General features: G+C 63.6%; 15 protein-coding genes and 3 pseudogenes. 14 read left to right on the forward strand and 4 right to left on the reverse strand.

Going from position 1 to position 18,658, the window contains the following annotated elements; genetic code table 11:
* Positions 1 to 475: 475 nt before the first annotated feature.
* A complete protein-coding gene (locus tag B4U45_RS28580) occupies positions 476 to 907 on the reverse strand; it encodes an IS110 family transposase (RefSeq protein WP_244899432.1) in 432 nt (143 codons plus the stop codon).
* 59 nt (positions 908 to 966) lie between these two features.
* On the opposite strand from B4U45_RS28580, the gene istA reads away from it, so the two are divergent.
* Complete coding sequence (gene istA / locus B4U45_RS28585; protein ID WP_075549902.1) at positions 967 to 2,277, forward strand: IS21 family transposase; 1,311 nt, start codon at positions 967 to 969, stop codon at positions 2,275 to 2,277.
* 47 nt (positions 2,278 to 2,324) lie between these two features.
* Positions 2,325 to 3,009 (forward strand): annotated as a pseudogene (locus B4U45_RS29730) (ATP-binding protein).
* A gap of 117 nt (positions 3,010 to 3,126) precedes the next feature.
* Here the strand turns inward: B4U45_RS29730 and B4U45_RS28600 are convergent.
* Positions 3,127 to 4,797, reverse strand: a complete 1,671-nt coding sequence (locus tag B4U45_RS28600; protein ID WP_089025328.1) for a DHA2 family efflux MFS transporter permease subunit — start codon at positions 4,795 to 4,797, stop codon at positions 3,127 to 3,129.
* Positions 4,798 to 5,132: 335 nt separating this feature from the next.
* Between B4U45_RS28600 and B4U45_RS28605 the strand changes: the two are divergent.
* The 12 genes and pseudogenes from B4U45_RS28605 to B4U45_RS30650 all read left to right on the forward strand — a co-directional run.
* A pseudogene (locus B4U45_RS28605) lies at positions 5,133 to 5,802 on the forward strand (transposase); the annotation flags it as partial.
* 85 nt (positions 5,803 to 5,887) lie between these two features.
* Positions 5,888 to 6,976, forward strand: coding sequence for a tyrosine-type recombinase/integrase (locus B4U45_RS28610; protein ID WP_082275702.1), 1,089 nt, complete (start codon positions 5,888 to 5,890; stop codon positions 6,974 to 6,976).
* Between the two features lie 53 nt (positions 6,977 to 7,029).
* Positions 7,030 to 8,892 (forward strand): tyrosine-type recombinase/integrase, encoded by a 1,863-nt coding sequence (locus B4U45_RS28615; protein ID WP_198929563.1) that lies wholly within the window; start codon positions 7,030 to 7,032, stop codon positions 8,890 to 8,892.
* The gene (locus B4U45_RS28620; protein ID WP_075549900.1) at positions 8,889 to 9,182 is read left to right on the forward strand and encodes a hypothetical protein; all 294 of its coding nucleotides are present in this window, start codon (positions 8,889 to 8,891) and stop codon (positions 9,180 to 9,182) included. The genes B4U45_RS28615 and B4U45_RS28620 overlap by 4 nt, the downstream gene beginning before the upstream one ends.
* Positions 9,183 to 9,253: 71 nt before the next feature.
* Entirely contained in the window at positions 9,254 to 9,814 is a 561-nt protein-coding gene (locus B4U45_RS28625) for a Mu transposase domain-containing protein (RefSeq protein ID WP_241780378.1), read from the forward strand.
* 2 nt (positions 9,815 to 9,816) lie between these two features.
* Positions 9,817 to 10,095 (forward strand): ATP-binding protein, encoded by a 279-nt coding sequence (locus B4U45_RS28630; RefSeq protein WP_241780377.1) that lies wholly within the window; start codon positions 9,817 to 9,819, stop codon positions 10,093 to 10,095.
* A gap of 174 nt (positions 10,096 to 10,269) precedes the next feature.
* Positions 10,270 to 11,451 (forward strand): tyrosine-type recombinase/integrase, encoded by a 1,182-nt coding sequence (locus B4U45_RS28635; RefSeq protein WP_075545217.1) that lies wholly within the window; start codon positions 10,270 to 10,272, stop codon positions 11,449 to 11,451.
* Positions 11,448 to 13,619 carry a tyrosine-type recombinase/integrase gene (locus tag B4U45_RS28640; protein ID WP_075545216.1) on the forward strand — a complete coding sequence of 724 codons (2,172 nt, stop codon included), beginning with the start codon at positions 11,448 to 11,450 and terminating at the stop codon, positions 13,617 to 13,619. Before B4U45_RS28635 ends, B4U45_RS28640 begins: the two co-directional genes overlap by 4 nt.
* Positions 13,616 to 14,062 (forward strand): DUF6262 family protein, encoded by a 447-nt coding sequence (locus B4U45_RS28645; protein ID WP_083155282.1) that lies wholly within the window; start codon positions 13,616 to 13,618, stop codon positions 14,060 to 14,062. The genes B4U45_RS28640 and B4U45_RS28645 overlap by 4 nt, the downstream gene beginning before the upstream one ends.
* 46 nt (positions 14,063 to 14,108) lie before the next feature.
* Positions 14,109 to 14,558: pseudogene (locus tag B4U45_RS28650) on the forward strand (ATP-binding protein); the annotation flags it as partial.
* Positions 14,559 to 14,702: 144 nt separating this feature from the next.
* Positions 14,703 to 15,044 carry a group II intron maturase-specific domain-containing protein gene (locus tag B4U45_RS28655; protein WP_241780134.1) on the forward strand — a complete coding sequence of 114 codons (342 nt, stop codon included), beginning with the start codon at positions 14,703 to 14,705 and terminating at the stop codon, positions 15,042 to 15,044.
* Positions 15,045 to 15,172: 128 nt separating this feature from the next.
* A complete protein-coding gene (locus tag B4U45_RS30650) occupies positions 15,173 to 15,622 on the forward strand; it encodes a hypothetical protein (RefSeq protein WP_396670851.1) in 450 nt (149 codons plus the stop codon).
* On the opposite strand, the gene B4U45_RS28665 is transcribed toward B4U45_RS30650, so the two are convergent.
* Together B4U45_RS28665 and B4U45_RS28670 are read right to left on the reverse strand one after the other, a co-directional pair.
* Positions 15,564 to 16,112 (reverse strand): hypothetical protein, encoded by a 549-nt coding sequence (locus B4U45_RS28665; protein ID WP_131808243.1) that lies wholly within the window; start codon positions 16,110 to 16,112, stop codon positions 15,564 to 15,566. The two genes, B4U45_RS30650 and B4U45_RS28665, sit on opposite strands and share 59 nt — an antisense overlap.
* Positions 16,113 to 17,155: 1,043 nt before the next feature.
* Positions 17,156 to 18,538, reverse strand: coding sequence for an IS1380 family transposase (locus B4U45_RS28670; RefSeq protein ID WP_075545416.1), 1,383 nt, complete (start codon positions 18,536 to 18,538; stop codon positions 17,156 to 17,158).
* Positions 18,539 to 18,658: the final 120 nt, after the last annotated feature.

Below are 18,658 nucleotides of genomic sequence, written 5' to 3' on the forward strand. Positions count from 1 at the left end.
TCCCCCTTATCTGTGTTGGGGACCCCCGTAAAGGTGGATCCGGGTTGGTCGTTGTTGTTTGGCCCGTGCTCCCCGCTCCGTGTTGAGGGGCGGTGGACCGCAGTCGGGGTCGAGGTGGAGCGCCCGCAGCGCAGCGAGGACGAACGACCTCGAGGCCGACGAGGATCCGCCGCATACTGGGTCGGCGCGGAGCGAGGCAAAGACGTTGCGGTTCAAATCATGTGACGCCTCCGTGAGTGCTGAGGGGTCGAAGACAGCAAGCGTGGCGTGCCGGCGCCCAGCCTTATCTGGGTCCACGGACGTACGGTCCGGCGACATGATGATGGATGGGGTGCCCGGCGTGCGGGCTGGTGATGGGTGCGGCCGCTCATTGTTTCCAGGGCGTCCACCCAGATAGCGGGTGGCGGCAGGGGGCTTACGGGAGCTGACCGCGGGCATCAATTGATTTGTGGGCATGGCACGCGCAGCTTGCATCTCAGGCGGCCTCCCGGACGGGTTGGGGTGGGCTCAGCGCGCCATCACCGAGTTCACGCAGGGTGTGAGAGCAGCGACGCAAGATTTTGCGTTCGACCGCCAGGGTCGGATTCTTGCCATTGTGGCCGTCGTGCTTGGTCGCCAGCTGTTGGTAGTAGCCGTAATCCGGGGAGCCGGGCCAAGCCGCGCACTTGGCCGCCTCGAAGGTGGCCCAACGCAGCTCGGGCGAGCCTTGCCGGGACAAATGCCCCGGTGAGCGTTTGGTATCCGAGGAATACACGGTGACATCCATGCCCGCAAAGCGCACCAGCGCGGTATCGCCGATGTGCTGGGCTGCTCGCGGAACACCGTGGCGTCGGTGTTCGCCGCCGCAACTGCGGCCGGTGTGGGCTTCGGGGAGGTGGCGGACCTCGCTGCTGACGAGGTCCGCCACCGGTTGTTGCCCGCACCGATCAGGCCGGACTCAGACCGTGTGCAGCGGATTTCGAGCATGTGCACCGCGAACTCGGGCGCCCGTCGGTGACGCTGTTGCTGTTGTGGAATGAGTACGTCGCGGCCTGCCGGGAATCCGGTGGGGTGCCGTATCGGTACTCGTTCTTCAACGAACAGTACCGCCGCTGGGTGGCGGCGCCGGGGGCGTCGATGCGCATCGTGCGCACCCCGGGCGAATCCATCGAGGTCGACTGGGCCGGTGATGCGATGAGCTTCGCCGACCCGCTGACCGGTGCGGCGACCGAGGCGTGGCTGTTCGTGGCCGCGCTGTCGTTTTCGGCCTTCACGTATGTGGAGGCGTTCACCGATATGACGCTGGTGTCGTGGATCGATGCGCATGTGCACGCATTCGAGGCTTTTGGCGGCACGGCCCGACTGCTGGTTCCGGACAACCTTCGCACCGGCGTATCGCGGGCCGACCGGTACGAACCGGCGCTGAACCCGGCCTATGCCAGCCTGGCCGAGCATTACGGCACCGCGATCATCCCGGCCAGGGTCAAGCGGCCGCGCGACGAGCCCGTCGTGGAGGGCAGCGTGCGGTTCGTCGCCAACCAGGTTGCCGCGGTGCTGCGGGATCGGCGGTTCGTGGGCCTGGCCGAGTTGAACGAGGCCATCTTCGATGTGGTCGACCAGATCAACGCGCGTCCGTTCCAAAAGCGGGAGGACTCCAGGCGGATCGTGTTCCTGCGCGATGAACAGCCACTGCTCAATCCGTTGCCGCCGGTGCGGTTCGAGTTGGCGGATCTACGAATGGCCAAGGCAGGACCGAACTATCACATTCAAGTGGACCGCAATTTCTACTCCGTGCCATCGGCGCTGATCGGGCGCAGTCTGGATGTGCGCCTGACCTCTAGCACCGTGGAGGTCTTCACCGGTACCGAACGCGTGGCCTGCCATGTCCGGCTCAAAGGTGTTCGCGGACGGTATGTCACCGTGGCCGAGCACATGCCTGCCGGGCATCGGCATCGGCTGGCCGACTGGAGCCCGGCCCGCTTCGAGCAGTGGGCGGCGACCATCGGCCCCAACACCGTGGCGGCGATCCAGGCGATCCTGGCCTCCCGCACGATCGTCGAGCAGTCCTACCGGTCGCGTCTGGGGGTGATGGCATTGGCCAAACGCCAAGGCGGTGCGGCTCGGCTCGAAGACAGCTGCGGTCGGGCACTGGGCGCCGCACCGGCACCGTCGTACACGCTGATCAAGAAGCTATGGGCTACTTGGGAACCTGCTGACCCGCCACCGATGGCGTCTTTGGGTGATGCCGGCTTCATGCGCGGCGCCGACTACTACGGCCAGGGCGGGGGCCAGTCATGATCGACGTGCAGACCTTGGACAGGCTCAAGGCGATGCGCCTGTCAGGCATGGCCGAGTACTTCGAGAACCTCGGCGCAGCCACCGGCGCGCAGCGGCTCACCGGGCCGGAGATGGTCAAGATGGCCGTCGACTGGGAATACGAACGCCGCCGCAACAGCAAGCTGCACCGACTGCGCCGATACGCAGCACTGGCCCAACCCGCCGCCGACATCGCTGACATCGAAGCCATGCCCGGCCGCAACGTGGATGCCGAGTTGATCGCGCGCCTCTCCGTCGGCAACTACCTGCAAGACCGCCAAGACGTAATCCTGCAGGGCCCGACCGGCGCCGGGAAGACCTATGTGGCCTGCGCGCTGGGCAACAAGGCCTGCCAGCAGCGTGCTTTACCTGCCGGCTGGTGAACTGTTCGACCGGCTCACCATCGCTGAACGCACCGGGGAGCGGAAACGCTGCCTGGACACCCTGGTCAAGGTGGAGTTGTTGATCATCGATGACTGGTTCCTCACCACGCCGAGCCGCCAGCAGATCCAGCAGCTGCACACATTGATCGATCGACGGCATAAGACGGCATCGACGATCTACTGCACCCAACTGCCGCCCGGCCAGTGGCACGATCGCATGGAGGAGAAGATTCTCGCCGACGCGATTATCGATCGCATCACCACCAACGCCCATGCCACCCTGCTGACCTGCGACGAATCAATGCGCAAGCACTTCGGCCTGCCCGGTTGACCAGCCGCCGGTGGGGCCGACCACCAGCTGGCCCGTCCCACCGGCACTACCCAGCCCAAGACGCACGCGGCTCGCTCCGCACCGGAGCAGTGGCCCATCAATCAGCGAAACAGTGGCTCACCCAACAGCGGAACGGCGGCCTTCACTGAGCGTGATATCCAATCGAGACAGCATCATGATTGGAATCAATGTCAACGCGATCATTACAGCACCGACTGCGAACACAACGGCATACGCATGGGAAATGTCCTGCATAACGCTAGTTAGCGCATGCAAACCCGTGGATTGTCCTGCCATCGATGACGAATCGATAAACATACTTCTTCCGGTGGGCGTTCCTGGCGAGGCTAAGCTTTGATCGACTGCAGAAGTATTTTCGAGGCGGTTGAATTGGTTGCTCAGCAGCACAGTCATCAGCGCCGTTCCTGCCGAAGCTGCAATCTGCTGATTGACTTTGACGACGGTGGAGCCGCGCGCGATTTGCTGTGAGCGCAACGTCTGCACTGCCGCAGCGGACAATGGCACCCTCGCAAAGCCCCAGCCGAGCCCCATCATTGTCAGCGCAATCGCAAAGGACGGTAGATACTCAGCCTGATGATAAACTTCATATGCGAAAATGCCCATCCCTCCAGCACTCAGAACGATGCCGACTGGCATGATCTTGCCGGGTCCGTACTTATCCATTAACAACCCACCTGCCAACACGGTCACCATCGCACCGATTCCACGCGGAACCAGATTCATCCCAGCCTGTAAGGGCGTCTGCTGTAGCACCTGCTGAAAATACCCAGGAATTAGAAGTGCCACGCCAGACGTCGCGGCAGCAAAAATAAATAATGCGACATTGGCGCATGCGGCAACATAATTCTTAAATATCCGCAGATCAATTAACGGATGATTTCTGCGGTAGAGAGTGTGCAAGATAAATAGGCCGATCAACGCCAAACCAGTTGCTATCGGAATCCATACGTGATAATCCGCGACTGAATCGAAGCTAGGCACAGATGACATCCCATACAGCAAGATTGCCAAGCCCGGCGACAACAGCATCATTCCGATTAAGTCCAACGTTTCCGAACGCGTCGGATGATCAGCTGGAAACACGATCGCTGCCACAACCGCTGCGACCAGGCCAAACGGTAAGTTCAGCCAGAAGATCCACTGCCAACCATAGGTGTCGATAAGCCAACCGCCCAGCATCGGGCCGAAAGCTGAGCCCAGCACTGTTGGTATACCCAATAGCCCTACAACGCGACCGAGCCGCTTTGGACCAGCTTCGCGGGCTAAGATGGTCAAGACCAGCGGTAGTAATAATCCACCACCAAGACCTTGCACGACGCGAAAGGCGATCAGCAGTCGGATATCTGGTGCTGACCCACAAAGAAGTGACCCGACAATGAAAAAAGCTAGTGATCCGATAAAGAGTCGCTTCGTCCCGAACCGGTCAGCGCCCCAGCCTGCCACTGGGATAACCGTTGCCAACGCCAGGGTGTATCCGGTCATAGTCCAGACGACCAATGTGTGGGTCGAGCTGAAGACTGCGATGAACGTATGTTGGGCGACCGTGACGATTGTAATGTCGAGGTAAGTCATCATCGATGCCAGTAAGCATATGCTTGCTATTTGGAGCAACTTGGCATCCAGCCGGTGGGGGTAAATATTCTTTGCCAAGCCGGAAATCCGTCGAGACATGGGGTGCGATGCGTTGTCGGCGTGGGTTGTCGTCGGTCCAATATCATTGATCGGCAACTTCCCAGGTCGCCAGAATCTCACATTATGCAACCGCATGAGCCATCTCCCAAATCGACCGTAAGGGCGCTGCCGGGCCAAGCCCAGAGGCGTGGTGTAAGAGGTCGCCCAAATCGCGTGACCCTTCGGGATGCAGTTTAAGCGGTCAATTCTGGCGTCGTGGTGGCCTCCTGGTGGTGGTTGGCCGCGGTGGCGGTACGGGCTCGGTTGAGGGCCACCTGCCGCCGTGAAGTGATCCGCTGGCTGGCCCGCTACAACATCCGACCACGCCACTCCCGATGCCGTAATTCCAGGTTGTTGGCGACGGTTGAAAGTCCGGCCAGTCGCGACGGTTGAAAAGTAGGCCACCCAATCAGATTGGATGGGTGATCTCCTTGGAAGACTGGGCGTTGATCCGGCATCTTCATCGCAGCGAGGGTTTGTCGCAGCGGGCCATCGCACGCCAGCTCGGCATTGCCCGTGACACGGTGGCCGGGGCGCTGGCCAGCGATGGTCCACCGAAGTATGAGCGGGCCTCGACGCCGTCGGCGATCGGCGAGGTGGAGCCGCGGATGCGGGCGTTGTTGTCGGCCTACCCGCAGATGCCGGCGACGGTGCTCGCCGAGCGGGTCGGGTGGACGGGTTCGATCTCGTGGTTCCGGGAGCGGGTCCGAGCGATCCGCCCGGAGTACCTGCCCGCCGATCCGGTCGATCGGCTCGATCATCCGCCGGGGCGGGCGATTCAGTGTGACCTGTGGTTTCCGGCATCCAGGATCGCGGTCGGGTTCGGCCAGGAGGCGGATGCTGCCGGTGTTGGTGATGGTCGCGGCGTTCTCCCGGTTCATCGCTGCGGTGATGTTGCCCTCGCGTCAGACCATGGATTTGGTGGCCGGGATGTGGAAGCTACTTTCGGGCAGCTTCGCTGCGGTGCCCCATGAGTTGTGGTGGGACAACGAGGCCGGGATCGGGCGTCGCGGCCGGTTGACCGATCCGGTCACGGCGTTGATGGGCACGCTGGGTTCGCGGCTGGTGCAACTCAAACCTTATGATCCCCTCTTAACCGGCTAATCCTGATACATCACCGACCTCGACACGCCGATTCTTCCGGGGTGCTTGATTTGCGCTGAGACGTTGGGCATACCTGAATCCCATGGCAACAGGGCAGACGGTCGAGTCGTTGCGAGCGGTCGAACAAGCAAGGCGCTGGTCGTTGGTGGGGTCAGGGCCGGTCGGGGTGGAGCTGATCAACGACTACCTGGGCTATCTGGCCGACCGGAATTACTCGCCGCGCACGGTGCGCGCATATGCCTTTGATCTGCTCGCGTTCGCACGATGGCTGGTGGTCGAGCAGTTGGCGCTCGCGGAGGTCACTACGGAGGTGTTACTGCGGTTTTTGGCGTTTTGCCGTTCGGCGGTGCCGCCCGGCCGTCCGGGCGGCAACGTGTACTCCATCCGCGATGGGCGCAGCAGCGGTTACGCCGCGACGACGATCAACCGCCGGTTGGCGGCGATCTCTGGGTTGTTCTCGTATCGGCAGATGCGTGACGGGGCGGCGACCAGCCCGGTACCGCACGGGCCGGCAGCTCGCCGGGCGACCGCTGGCGAGCAGAGCGGTCTATTGGCTCACCTGCGAAAGCCCAAGCAGCGCTCGCGGTTACGGGTTCGGGAACCGCGGCGGCTGCCGCGCGGCCTGGACCACAAGGAAGCGACCGCGCTGTTGGGCAGCCTGCGCACCGAGCGGGATCGCGCGATCGCGGGGTTGATGCTGTTGTCCGGGCTGCGCTCGGCCGAGGTACTTGGCTTTGGGGTGCGCGATGTCGATATCGGCCGCGGCTGGGTGCGAGTGATCGGCAAGGGCGACAAGGAACGCCGAGTCCCCTTGGACCCAGACGTGGCGGGCCTGATCCAAACCTACCTGTTCGCTGAGCGGCCGGAATCCGATTGCAACACACTGTTTTTAGTCGCCAAAGGCCCGAACCGAGGCAAGCCGCTGACCCCAGCCGGGCTACGCACTATCTTTCGCCACCACCGGGCCAAGGCCGGGGTCCCGGCGGGGCATCCACACGCGCTGCGGCATACCTTCGGCACCGCACTGGCCGAGGCCGGGGTCGACCTGGCAGTGCTGCAGGCATTAATGGGCCACGACCACGTCGACTCCTCAGCCGCCTACATTCATCTGTCTCCGGCGCACGTGCGCGCCGCCTACGATGCCGCCCGCGACCGCCAGCGCGCCCACTAGCAGCGGCGTGGCCAGGCTGCTGGCAAGCGGGCCAGAGCTGTTTGAAAGCTACTGTGCCGCGTTGGCCGCGCGGGGGGGCGGGGAACCGCTCGTTTCTGGGCGCTGCCCGCGCTTTTCTGGACCGCTGGCCCAACCCGCAGGGATGGGCCCAACAGCCATTACCGGTTCGGCTGTCGGCTGGCTCGGCGCTGCGGCCGCTGCTGAACTACCTGATGCTGACCGGATTTCTGCGGCCGGGCTACGACTATCTGCTCGAACGTAAGCTGTCGGCCATCCTGCGGGAGGCGCGCACCAGTCCATTGGCCACTGATGTGACCAGATTCCTTTCCGCAGCAACCGAACTGGGCTACTCGACCCAGGACGCGGCGGCGCTGGCCAGCCAGGTCGCGGTGCGAATGCTGATCCAGACCGGCCACCCGCTTAACGAGCTCAACGACGCTGCTATCGCCGAATTCGCCGCCGCGATCACCGCCCGCGAACAGGCACACGGGCGCCAGTTGCAGCACTATCGCACCGCGTTGTATGCCACCCGCGCAGTGCTGTATCACCTGGACGGGCAAGTCACCCCGACCGCCAAGAACACCGCGCACCTGCGGTGGCCCTGGCGCCGTCACTTCGCTGGTGTTCCAACCGGATTGACTGATTCGCTGGTTGCCTACCTGGAATGCGCGTCGGGCACTCGCACCCGATCGACCGTGCTGGGCATTGCCGGTTGCCTCAGGCATTTCGCCCAGTTTCTCACAGAGGTCGACCCGCCGTTGACCTCACTGGAGGGCCTGGACCGGCAACGCCACATCGAGCCCTACCTGGCCGCCGTGGCCACCGCGCGCAACCCTCGCACCGGAACGACCCTGTCGGCTTCCCATCGGCGCTTCCGGATCTTGACTGTCGCGCGGTTGATCGATGACATCAACGAATGGGGCTGGGCCGAGGCACCCGGCCGCAAACTCGTGTTCGCCCGCGATGTCCCCCGGCTGCCCAGGGCGCTGCCTCGCTACCTACCTCCGGACGCCGACCGGCGGCTATCGGCCGCGCTGCACGCCTCACCGAACCGGCTGCGCGCCGATGCGCTGCTGTTGCTGCGGGCCACAGGGATGCGCATCGGAGAGCTGTGCGACCTGGAACTGGACTGCGTGCATGAGGTTCCCGGCGCCGGGGCCTGGTTGAAGGTCCCGCTAGGCAAGCTCGACACCGAGCGGATGGTGCCCATCGACAACGAGACCCTCGAGCTGGTCGACCGGATCGTCGCGCACCGCTCGCCGGGCAAGCCGTTGCCGCATCCGCGCACCGGTAAGCCGGTGCAGTTCTTGCTCACCCACCAAGGCCGGCGCGTCTCAGTGGACACCCTGCGCGACGAACTGATTCGCTCCGCCACCAAAGCAGGACTCAAATCGGTTACACCACACCAACTTCGGCATACCTACGCCACCGCACTGATCAACTGCGGGGTCTCGCTGCAGGCGCTGATGGCCATGCTAGGCCATGTCTCGGCGGAGATGAGCCTGCGTTATGGGCGGCTGTTCGACGAGACCGTGCGCGCCGACTACGAACGCGCACTAACCCAAGCCAAAGCTCAACTCGGACCGGTGCTACCGACCCGCACCCCACTGCCCATCGCCGACATTAGCGCCGGTGCCACCGACTGGAAGGACACCCCGACGATCAAGGCCCGCATGGCCGGCGGATACTGCCTGCGCACGCCAGCCCAAGAAGCCTGCGTCTACGCCAACATCTGCGAACACTGCCCGAACTTTCGCACCGAATCGACGTACCTGCCCATCCTGGCCACCCAACGCGCCGACGCCGCCGCGCTGGCCGCCGACGCCCAGGCACGCGGCTGGGACCAGGAAGCCACCCGCCACCGCCGCCTCGTCGACCGCCTCGACCAGCTCATGAACCAAACGGACACCCCGTGACCGACGAACCCGCGATCCGCGTCGAACACGCATGCCAGCAGCTGCTCACCACCGGCGTCGCCATCACCTTTGACGCTGTAGCCGCCCACGCTGGCATCGGTCGGGCCACCCTCTACCGGCGCCCCGAACTGCGCGCCATCATCGAACAACACCGCCACGAGGGCCGCGAAGCGCTCACCCTGACCGGACTTCAGGTGCAAATCGACCAACTCCGCCTCGCCCTGGAAGCCGTCGCGGCCAAGGCGCGACGCCACGAAGAAGAACTCCGACACCTCAAACGCACCCGCTGAGACAACCCAGCGACCCGCCGCCACACCGACCCGACCCAGGATTAGCCGGATAACCCGAATCCAAGGGGATCGTGGAGCGAGCCAACCGCTATCTGGAGACCTCGTTCTTGCCGGGGCGCAGCTTCACTTCGCCGGCGGACTTCAACAGTCAACTGGGCCAATGGCTTCCGACCGCCAACGCCCCTCGGGTGCGGGTCCTCGATGGTCGTCCGGTCGACTTCCTCGACCGCGATCGAGCCCAAATGCTGGCGTTGCCGCCGGTGGCACCGGTCACCGAGACGGTGACCTCGGTGCGGTTGGGGCGCGATTACTACGTGCGGGTGGCCGGCAACCACTACTCCGTGGACCCGCATGCGATCGGACAGCTCGTCGACGTGACCACCACCTTGACTCAGGTGGTGGTGACCCGAGCGGGGCGCGTGCTGGCGGCTCATGACCGCTGCTGGGCGGTGCGACAAACGCTGACTGATCCCACCCACGTCGCGACTGCCGCAGCGTTGCGTCGACAGTTCCAAACCGGCCCACCACCGGTGGCAGGTGATCACCCGGTGCGTGATCTGGCCGACTACGACCGCGCGTTCGGTGTCGACTTCACCAGCAACACAGTCACTTCCGATGGCAAGGTGGCGTGATCATGGCCGAGGACCCGATCAAATCCGTCCTGCATTACGCCCAGGCCCTTAAGGCGCCGCGCATCCGCGAGTCCGCTGCCCGGCTGGCCGAGCAAGCCCGCGACGCCAACTGGACTCACGAGGAGTATCTGGCGGCGGTGCTCTCCCGGGAGGTCGCCGCCCGCGAGGCCTCCGGTGCGGCGACCCGCATCCGCTCGGCGGGGTTGCCGAGGCGCAAATCGTTGGAGGACTTCAACTTCGATCATCAACCGGCCTTGAACCGGGACGTGGTCGCCCACTAAGGCACGGGCGCGTTCCTGGCCAAGTCCCGCAACGTGGTGTTGCTCGGCCCACCAGTTATCAGCATGTAGCAACACGCCCGCATCTATGTATGCGACAAGGGGGTTGATCAGGGATTCGTCATCGTTGTTGCCGGTTTATCGGCGGGTGTTCTTCGACGTGAAGGAACGGCAACGATGGCGTATCCGGTGGCGGTGGTTCCGGCGGGCGGGCAGCGGACCTGGACGGTGCTCGGGGAGGACTACGCGACGGTTGGTCCGGTTGAGGAGTGGATCGAGGCGCATCGCCACTTGTGGTCGCCGAACACGGTGCGCGGCTATGCGACCTCGCTGGCGCAGTGGTGGAGTTTCCTTGAGCAGCGCGGGCAGACCACGGACTGGGGTGATGTCGGGGTCCCGGCGGTCAGCGCGTTCCTGTCTTGGCTGCGCAACGGCCGCACAGTGGAGCACAGCCTGGCCGCAGCGGAGCAGCCTCCGACTCCGGCGACGTTGGAAGTGCGTCTGGCGGCATTGATTTCGTTCTACCGGTGGCACCACGTGGTAGCTGGGGTGGCGGTGGCAGGCCGGTTGCTGCGCGGAACTGCGCGGCGGCGCCCGGCACGGGCGTTATTGGCGCATCTGGATGGGCGCTGCGAGCCGGCGGCGTCATCGTTGGTGCGGGTGCGCCGCGGCCGCAACCCGGACCGCCCGCCGGTGCTGCTTCCCAAGCAGATCCAGGCGATCCTGGATGGCTGCGCGGTCTTCGACCCTGAGGTTGGGGCGTGGCGCGGGAATCTGCGCGACCGCTTCTTGTTCGCTTTGCTGGCCGAGACGGGGATGCGGCTGGGCGAAGCCTTGGGGTTGCGGATCGGTGAATTCGTGCTGGGCCGCGGCGGCAGTGCCTGTGTGGAGATCGTGCCCCGCGAGGACAACCCAAACGGGGCACGGGTCAAGATGATGCGACCGCGGCGGGTGTATGTGGGCGCGGATCTGGAACGGCTGTTCGCTGACTATCTCACTGATATCGCCTGTCGGGCAGCAGAATCCGGTGTTGTCTTGACTGAGCAGCACCCACTGCTGGTCAATGTGGCACGCCCACCGCTGATGGCGGCGCTGCGTGAGACGACGGTGCGGGAGAAGGTCGCAGCCCTGCGGCGGCGCGGGATGGGCCCGTCTGACTGGACGCCGCATTGGTTTCGCCACACCCATGCCAGTGCGCTTTTGCTGGCTGGGACACCGGAGTGGGTGGTCTCTCGGCGGCTGGGGCATGCCCATGTGCAAACCACCCTCGATCTTTATAGCTGGGTCCGCGAGGACGAGGCGCTGCGGGCAGCGGCGAACTGGAACTCCTATGCCAGCGGCTGGCGGGTGGATCAGTGAATAGCGGGCGGCGCCGGTCCCAGCATCTTCGTCCGGCCAGTGCGCAGGACCCGATTTGGCGGCTGTGGGGGGCACTGCCAGTGCAGTGGCGGGGCCCGGTGCTCGGCGAGGGCATCAGCGACTGGGCATCGATCACCGAGAACGATTGGGCGCGACTGGATCTGAGCGGGCTACCCGAACCGTATGCGGCCGAACTTGCCTGGATGGCGCACTGGCAGGCCTGCGACGGCACCCGAGTGTCGGTGCTGGCGATGGCCCAGCTGGCTCACATCGTGCGCCACGCAGCGGGCCAAGGCCACCGGGTGCCGGCGTCGATCCGCCAGATGGATTGGGAGGCGGCCTATGAGTTGCAGGGCTGGTACTACGCCAATTACCGGCGGCGGTTGCCCGGAGGCCAAAGCCACCGCCGGCTGCGGATCGTGTTCGGATTCGCCCGTCAGGCGCTGATCGCGGCCTGCCACGACGGGCTGTGGTGGCAGCTTGACGACTGGCATCCCCGCTGCGATCCGCGGATCCCACTGACCAACCGCGAACCGGTCGCCAACTACGGTTGCTCACCCGGGCAGATCAGCCAGCCCTGGCTGCGGGCAGCGGTCAAATGGCATCTGGGCACCATGCTCGAATCTGGTGCGCTGCGCTGGACCAGCGTAAGCCAGGAACGGATGCCCAGCTTGCGGCGCTTCGACAAGTGGCTGAGCACCTGCTTCGAAGACCCGACCGATATTCTTGGCGATCCAGCAGCGGCCGTCGAGCAGGCTGCAGGGTTCGCCCGCTGGACCGCGCAGCGCCGCAACCGAGCCACCCGCGCATCCGACACCCGACACCTCGGCAAGGCCGTGCCTGCCCGCTCGATCAACGACGACCTACGTGCGGTCGCCGGGCTGCTGGAGTTCGTGGCCGCCAACCCCGGAGAAGCACGCCGAGTACTCGGCGCAGGCCCCTGGCAGCAGGTCAGCACCACCCACGCCGACAGCTGGTTCGGCCGAGTCAGCCGCATCCCCCACCAGCGCGAGTTCAATGACGCCCACTACGTCGACGACCACGCCCTGGCCCAGATCACCGCTGCGCTGCCGCTGATCGGGCTGCCGCGAACCGAGTCGATGACGATCACCCGCGGGGATGGCACCACGATTACCGCCGACGGGCTCGATGACCCGCAAGTCATGCGGATGATCCTGCTGCAGATCCTGACCGGGCGGCGCGCCAGCGAGATCCGCACCTGCGACTTCGATTGCCTCTCAGCTGCACCCAACGCGGCAGGTGACGGTGACCAGGATCTGGCACTGGCGAGGTTCCGCTACGCACAAAGCAAGATCGACGTGGCGCCCGACACCATCCTCGTCGACCGTGAAGTCACCGAAGTGATTGCCGAACAACAACAGTGGATCCGCGACCACACACCCAGCGGGGCCGGACGATTTCTGTTCGTGCAACGCATGGCCAACCGTCGCGGCGACAAGGTCTACCCACCCGGCAGCAACAACTGGGTGCTGCGCATCTTCAGCGACATCGTGCAGATCACCGACGCCAAAGGCCGCCCGGTACGGCTCAGCCACACCCACCGGTTCCGCCATACCCGCCTGACCCGGCTGGCCGAACTCGGGCTGCCCGTCCACGTGCTGCAGCGTTACGCCGGGCACGCCACCCCCACCATGACGATGCACTACATCGCCGCCCGCGACGAACACGCTGAGCAGGCGTTTTTGGCCACCGCCAAACTGCGCGCCGACGGCACCCGCATCCAGCTCTCCAGCGACGACCATGACAGCCTGCACCTGTTCCGCCGCGCTGACCGGTTTCTGCCCAACGGCTGGTGCATGCTGCCCCCGCTGCAGGCCTGCGACAAAGGCAACGCGTGTCTGACCTGCTCAGTGTTTGTCACCGACGCCACCCACCGCCACGTACTGGACCGCCAACTACACGACACCGCCGAGCTAATCGAGCGCGCCAGAACCGAATTCGAGCAGCGTCACGGCCACCCGATGCCCGACGACAACGTATGGCTATCCCAGCGCCGCGCCGAACACGCTGCCCTGGCTCGGCTGCTTGACACGCTCGATGCCGCTCCGGCCCAGGCCAGCCACGGCGCGACACCCACCTGCAACAGACCCTCCGGAACAGTCACGCTGACGCTGGACCCCATCCGCCGCAGCAGGAGCAGCCGATGACCGACTCCCGTAACCGCCGTATCACAGCGCTAACTGAAGCAGCGAAAACCAAGTCCCAGAACAAAACCCGCGATGCCGAACACGCCATCCGTCGGCTGGCTAAACGCGGCGAGGCCATCACCTTCCAGGCCGTTCAACGCGAAGCCGGGGTCTCTCACGCCTTCCTCTACAACCATCCCGAACTGCGTCAACGAATCGAGCATCTGCGCGGCACCCGTGCGCGGAAGACCACGCCCGACGCTCCCGTCGACAGCGACAACACCCTGGTCATCACCCTGACCCGCCAGATCGCAGAACTGAAAAAACAACACCACCAGCAACTGCAAGCACTCCGCGATGCCCTGCGCCGGGCACACGGCGAGAACCTCGACCTGCGCCGTGAACTCGCCCGCCGCGGCCTCCAGCCATCGTCCAACGTCGCATCAATCGCAACAACGTCCTGACCAGCACAAACACGGCTACTTTGCACCCCACCCAGCGATAACGGGTGGAACCGGCAAAACCCATTTGGCCATCGGATTGGCCATCAAAGCCGCCCAGACCGGGCATCGCATCGCATTCGCCACCGCGGTGGACTGGGTCGCTCGCCTCAAGGCCGCCCACAACGCGGGGCGGCTGCCAGCGGAGTTGGCCAAGCTGCGCCGCATCGGTCTACTCGTCGTCGACGAGGTCGGGTACATCCCCTTCGAGCAGGACGCTGCCAACTTGTTCTTCCAACTGGTCTCCAGCCGCTACGAACACGCCTCGCTGATACTGCCCTCGAACCTTCCCTTCGCCCGCTGGGGCGACGTATTCGGTGATCAAGTCGTGGCCGCAGCGATGATCGACCGCATCGTCCACCACGCCGACGTACTGACCCTCAAAGGCTCCAGCTACCGGCTCAAGGACACCGGAATCGATACCCTGCCCTCGGCCAGAGCCGACAACACGGCACAATAACTACCGACCACGTGGCCTACTTTTGACCGTCGCATGTGGCCTAGTTTTCGACCGTCGTCAACACCAGTCCGACCACCTACGAAAACAACCACACAACCGCTACGCTGCCACGAGCGGCGTAACCAAAAATCCCATGTCCACTACATGGGGGCAAGGCCTAATCGCGACCACACCAATGCCCTGCGCGAGGAGATCGCTCAGGTACTGGCGCCACTGGGTCTTCGCTTCTCCGAAGCCAAGACCCGTGTCGTGCACATGAGCGAAGCGTTCGACTTCCTTGGCTTCCGCATCCAGTGGAAGCGCAAGCGAGGCACCTACGAGTGGTACGCATATGTGTTCATCGCCGATCGGCCTATCCGATCGCTGAGGGACGAGATACGTGCCCTAACCAGCAGGCTCTTGCAACAGCCGCCCAGGGACGTACTGATCAGGCTCAACCGGATTATGCGCGGCTGGTCCAACTATTTCCTGTCTGTGACAGGTTGAACTGGCCCCGGTAGGACGGTTTTCAGTGGCCCCATCTACTCGACTCGCCGGTGTGGTTGTGACGGTTTGATCTGGCCCCACCCCAGTGTTGATCCATCGAATGCAGTTGCGATGGAAAGGGGCCAGGGGTGGAGGATCGGGTGGAGCAGTTCGCAGCGATTCGTCGCGATTTCCGTGTGGAAGGTTTGTCGATCCGGGAATTGGCGGTCAAGTACCGGGTACATCGCCGCACGGTGCGTCAGGCCCTGGCGAGTGCGGTGCCGCCACCGCGCAAGACCCCGGCCCGGTCGTCACCGAAGCTCGATCCGTTCAAGCTGGCCATCGTCAGTCGTTCCCCCTTCAAGGGCTTTCGACACTGGGCTTCGACCCGATCCGTTTCCAGACCAAGCCGCCAGTCTGCTACCGGGCCTCCTGGCAGCTACCGAACCGGCCTCACACGGGCAAGCGGCGACGAGCTTGCGACCAAAAATCACTTACACAAGGTCACCTCCGATCTGCTGGTCGCGCGAAAGATCGACGTTAGTAATCCCTGTCGCCGTTATTCATTGTCTCCAATTCAACGGGCAAATTGTTATTGATCATTTCGATAACGTCGAGAATATCGACGAATTCGATGATAGTAATTGGCTGCGGGTTGCTAATGAATGGGTTCGGAAGAGGATTGTCATTGTTGCTATTGGCTGCGAACAAGTTGTTATATTGATCGTCGTTGTCAACTTGGTTATTGGTGGCATTATCGCGACTTTCATTCGTGCAACTATCGGTCTTGTATTCATTATGATTCGCTAGACGGATCGCGAGTCTTCCGGCGCTTATGCTGGAGTCGTTGGCGGTAACGTCGATCATGGCGCCTACCTCTCCCGTAGTTAGTGTTAGTACCGCCAACGTCGCAATGGCTGCGCGTTTGTTTGGCTGCGATGTGTTGAACCGGCCCGGATTATCAATTGACTCGGTTTCACCAGCCCTGGCGAAACGCCGACGCCGTGAATAAGATTTAGTCTTCGAGTCATGTTCGTGACCACTTTCGCTTGATGCTTTGTTCATATTAACCTGTTCATATTGTTGCAATGGTAGATGTTAATGACATCTGCATCTTTCGCAAAACGGAAGGTCCGCAAGGAACTCGCGGCAGAATCGCGACATCAATTTATTGGTTGGGTTGCCAGTTGTCACCTCATTCAGGGCGGACCCGTTATTCATGATCCACCTCGCCGCCTGACACCGGGTCGCTGCTTGCCACTCGATAAAAAAACGTGCCGATGAGAAGGCATCGGCCGGAGGTCGCAGAAGTTGTCACAATTGCACTTCTCTGATGTCGTTGGCTGTTCATGGTTCTCTCGTACATGGAAACGAATTCACTTAGTCTGCAAGTAGGAAAGCGTAACGCGGGGTATTCGCAGTTCTACCTCGGAGCAGGACACATATTATACCTGCCTAGAGTATCTCTCACTAGATATTGACTATTTCGGAGGGATTTACGCATGTTCGTACGGTCCGTACGCCCCTGCACTGAGCAAAAATACGCGGTATTGATGACGATTTTTGTTCGGCAGTATGGTATAAGGCCAGCTTAGACCGTATGTGGTGACTACTTGGCCGGAGTAGTTGCTGGCGGGGGCCTTGCTCACGCATTCTCGTGGGGTACCGAGCGTTCCGTGCTCGGCCTTTGACAGGTGTAAAGGAGGCCTCGGTGTTTTGCGAGCGTACGAGCGTTGGTCTGGACGCGCCTGCGCGTTCGGTTGTCGCGGCGATGGGCAAAGCGGTGAGGTATTTCGGGCGCGGTTGACACCGTCGCATGCGGAGGTTATCGCGTGAGAGGGCACGCTGCCGGGCCCGTGCGCGGTGGTCTTACGAAGTGTTGACCGGCACTCGGGTTGAGCACGATGGCGGCATTGACCCGACTTTTATCAAATTAGTGCGCCCCGCTGGCGTGGATTTCGGTTAGCCCGGATGTTTCGCGGGGTTGACGTGGCGGCCTGATCGGTTCGGATTGCGGTTTTCGATCTTGATTTTCGACGGTGGGCATCATGGCGGTCCCGGTCAGCGGGTTCTGGCGGGTTCCTGTGCCCGTCGGTCCTTCCGTGGGGTCGTGGGGGTAGGTGGGGTGTTCGTCAGCCCGGTTGGAGGCGCGCCAACGCGGTAGCCAGCAGATCGGCCCATGGGGTGCTGGCGGCGAGCCGCAGCCGGGTTCGACGGGCGTGGCGCGCCAACCGGCCGGCGATCGAAAACAGGCGCAGTCGTAGGCGTTTGGGTTCCCAGCGCCGCGCCGAATGCTCGTCAAAGGCCAGCATCTGCAGCCATGCGGTCAAGTCGATCGCGAGCTGCACCAACGCGCACCAGATCCGGTTTTGATCGAATCCATGCAGAGGTAGGTTGACCAGGCCGGTGTCCTTGGCCACCCGAATGCGGTCTTCACAGCGGGCACGACGGCGGTGCCGCAGCTCGAGATCGGGCAGTTGGCCCCGGCCGGTGTTGGTGACGAACGCCGTCAGCCGTAGCCCGTCGCGGTCGGTGAACCGCAGCTGCGCACCGGGATGGGGGCGTTCCTTGCGCACCACCAGCCGCATCCCCGCAGGCCAGTCCGACAGGTCAACCACCCCGGTGGCCTCGGCCACCCACGCCCCGTCACGGACCTGCCCGTCAGCGTCGTAGGCCGGGGTCCAGGCCCGTTCGGGAATCACGTCGATGGCAGCGGTCATCGTTTCGTTGAGCGTGAATCCCAGCGAGTAGGACAGCCGGCGAGCGGTCAGGTAGTTGAGGAATTCGTGAGTGGCTCCGCCAGCGTCGGTGCGCACCAAAACCTTCTTGCCGACCCGATAGCCGACCTCAAACGGCAGCTGCTGTAGTGCCGATGCGAGGACGGTCTTGTGGTCGGCGGCGGTGTTGGAGCCGGCGTTGCCAGGCCGCAGCAGGATCGCCAGTGACTCCCCGGTTCCCGCACTGCCGTGGTCAACGAATGCGCACAATGGATGAAATCCAAAGCCGCGCTTGAATGTTGGTGCTGCTTTCTCCTTTTCCGAGTGCGCGGTGACCAGGGTGGCATCCAGATCGACGATCAACGGGTGATCGGCATCGATCCCATGACCGGGTGAGTGCTGCCCGGCGGCTGCCCACGCCGCCGCACGCGCGCTGGCCCGCGCCGAATCAATGGCCGCCAAGGCTTTCGAGGCATCTGCGGCCAACGTCGTGATCAACCGCGACACGGTGGGATCGGAGGCCACCGGGCCGAACACGCCCGGCTCGGCGCGCAGCAGGCCGACATCTGCCAGGCAGTCCCCACCGAGCGCCAGTGCCACAGCGATATCAAGCACAATCTTGCCGGGATCGTGGCTGGCCAGAGGTTTACGCCATGGCGCCAACGCGTCCGACAAGGCGCCGGTCAGCCCGGCCCGCTCGGCGGCGCGCAGCAATACCACCGCACCTGCGTGCGACACGACACCGGTTGCGCGGCCATCGACCGACAACGACGGGTAACACGACGTAGACTTGCCCACCAGATTGGTGCTCCGATTCTTGAGATGATCTGGTCCTAGACAAACCGGATTATCCCTGCTCAGAGCACCATTCTTCGTTCAAGACACACCATCAAGATCAACCGGCGCGAAAGCCCGAGG

Origin of the sequence: Mycobacterium persicum (genome assembly GCF_002086915.1) — a bacterium.
Taxonomy (GTDB): Bacteria; Actinomycetota; Actinomycetes; order Mycobacteriales; family Mycobacteriaceae; genus Mycobacterium; species Mycobacterium persicum.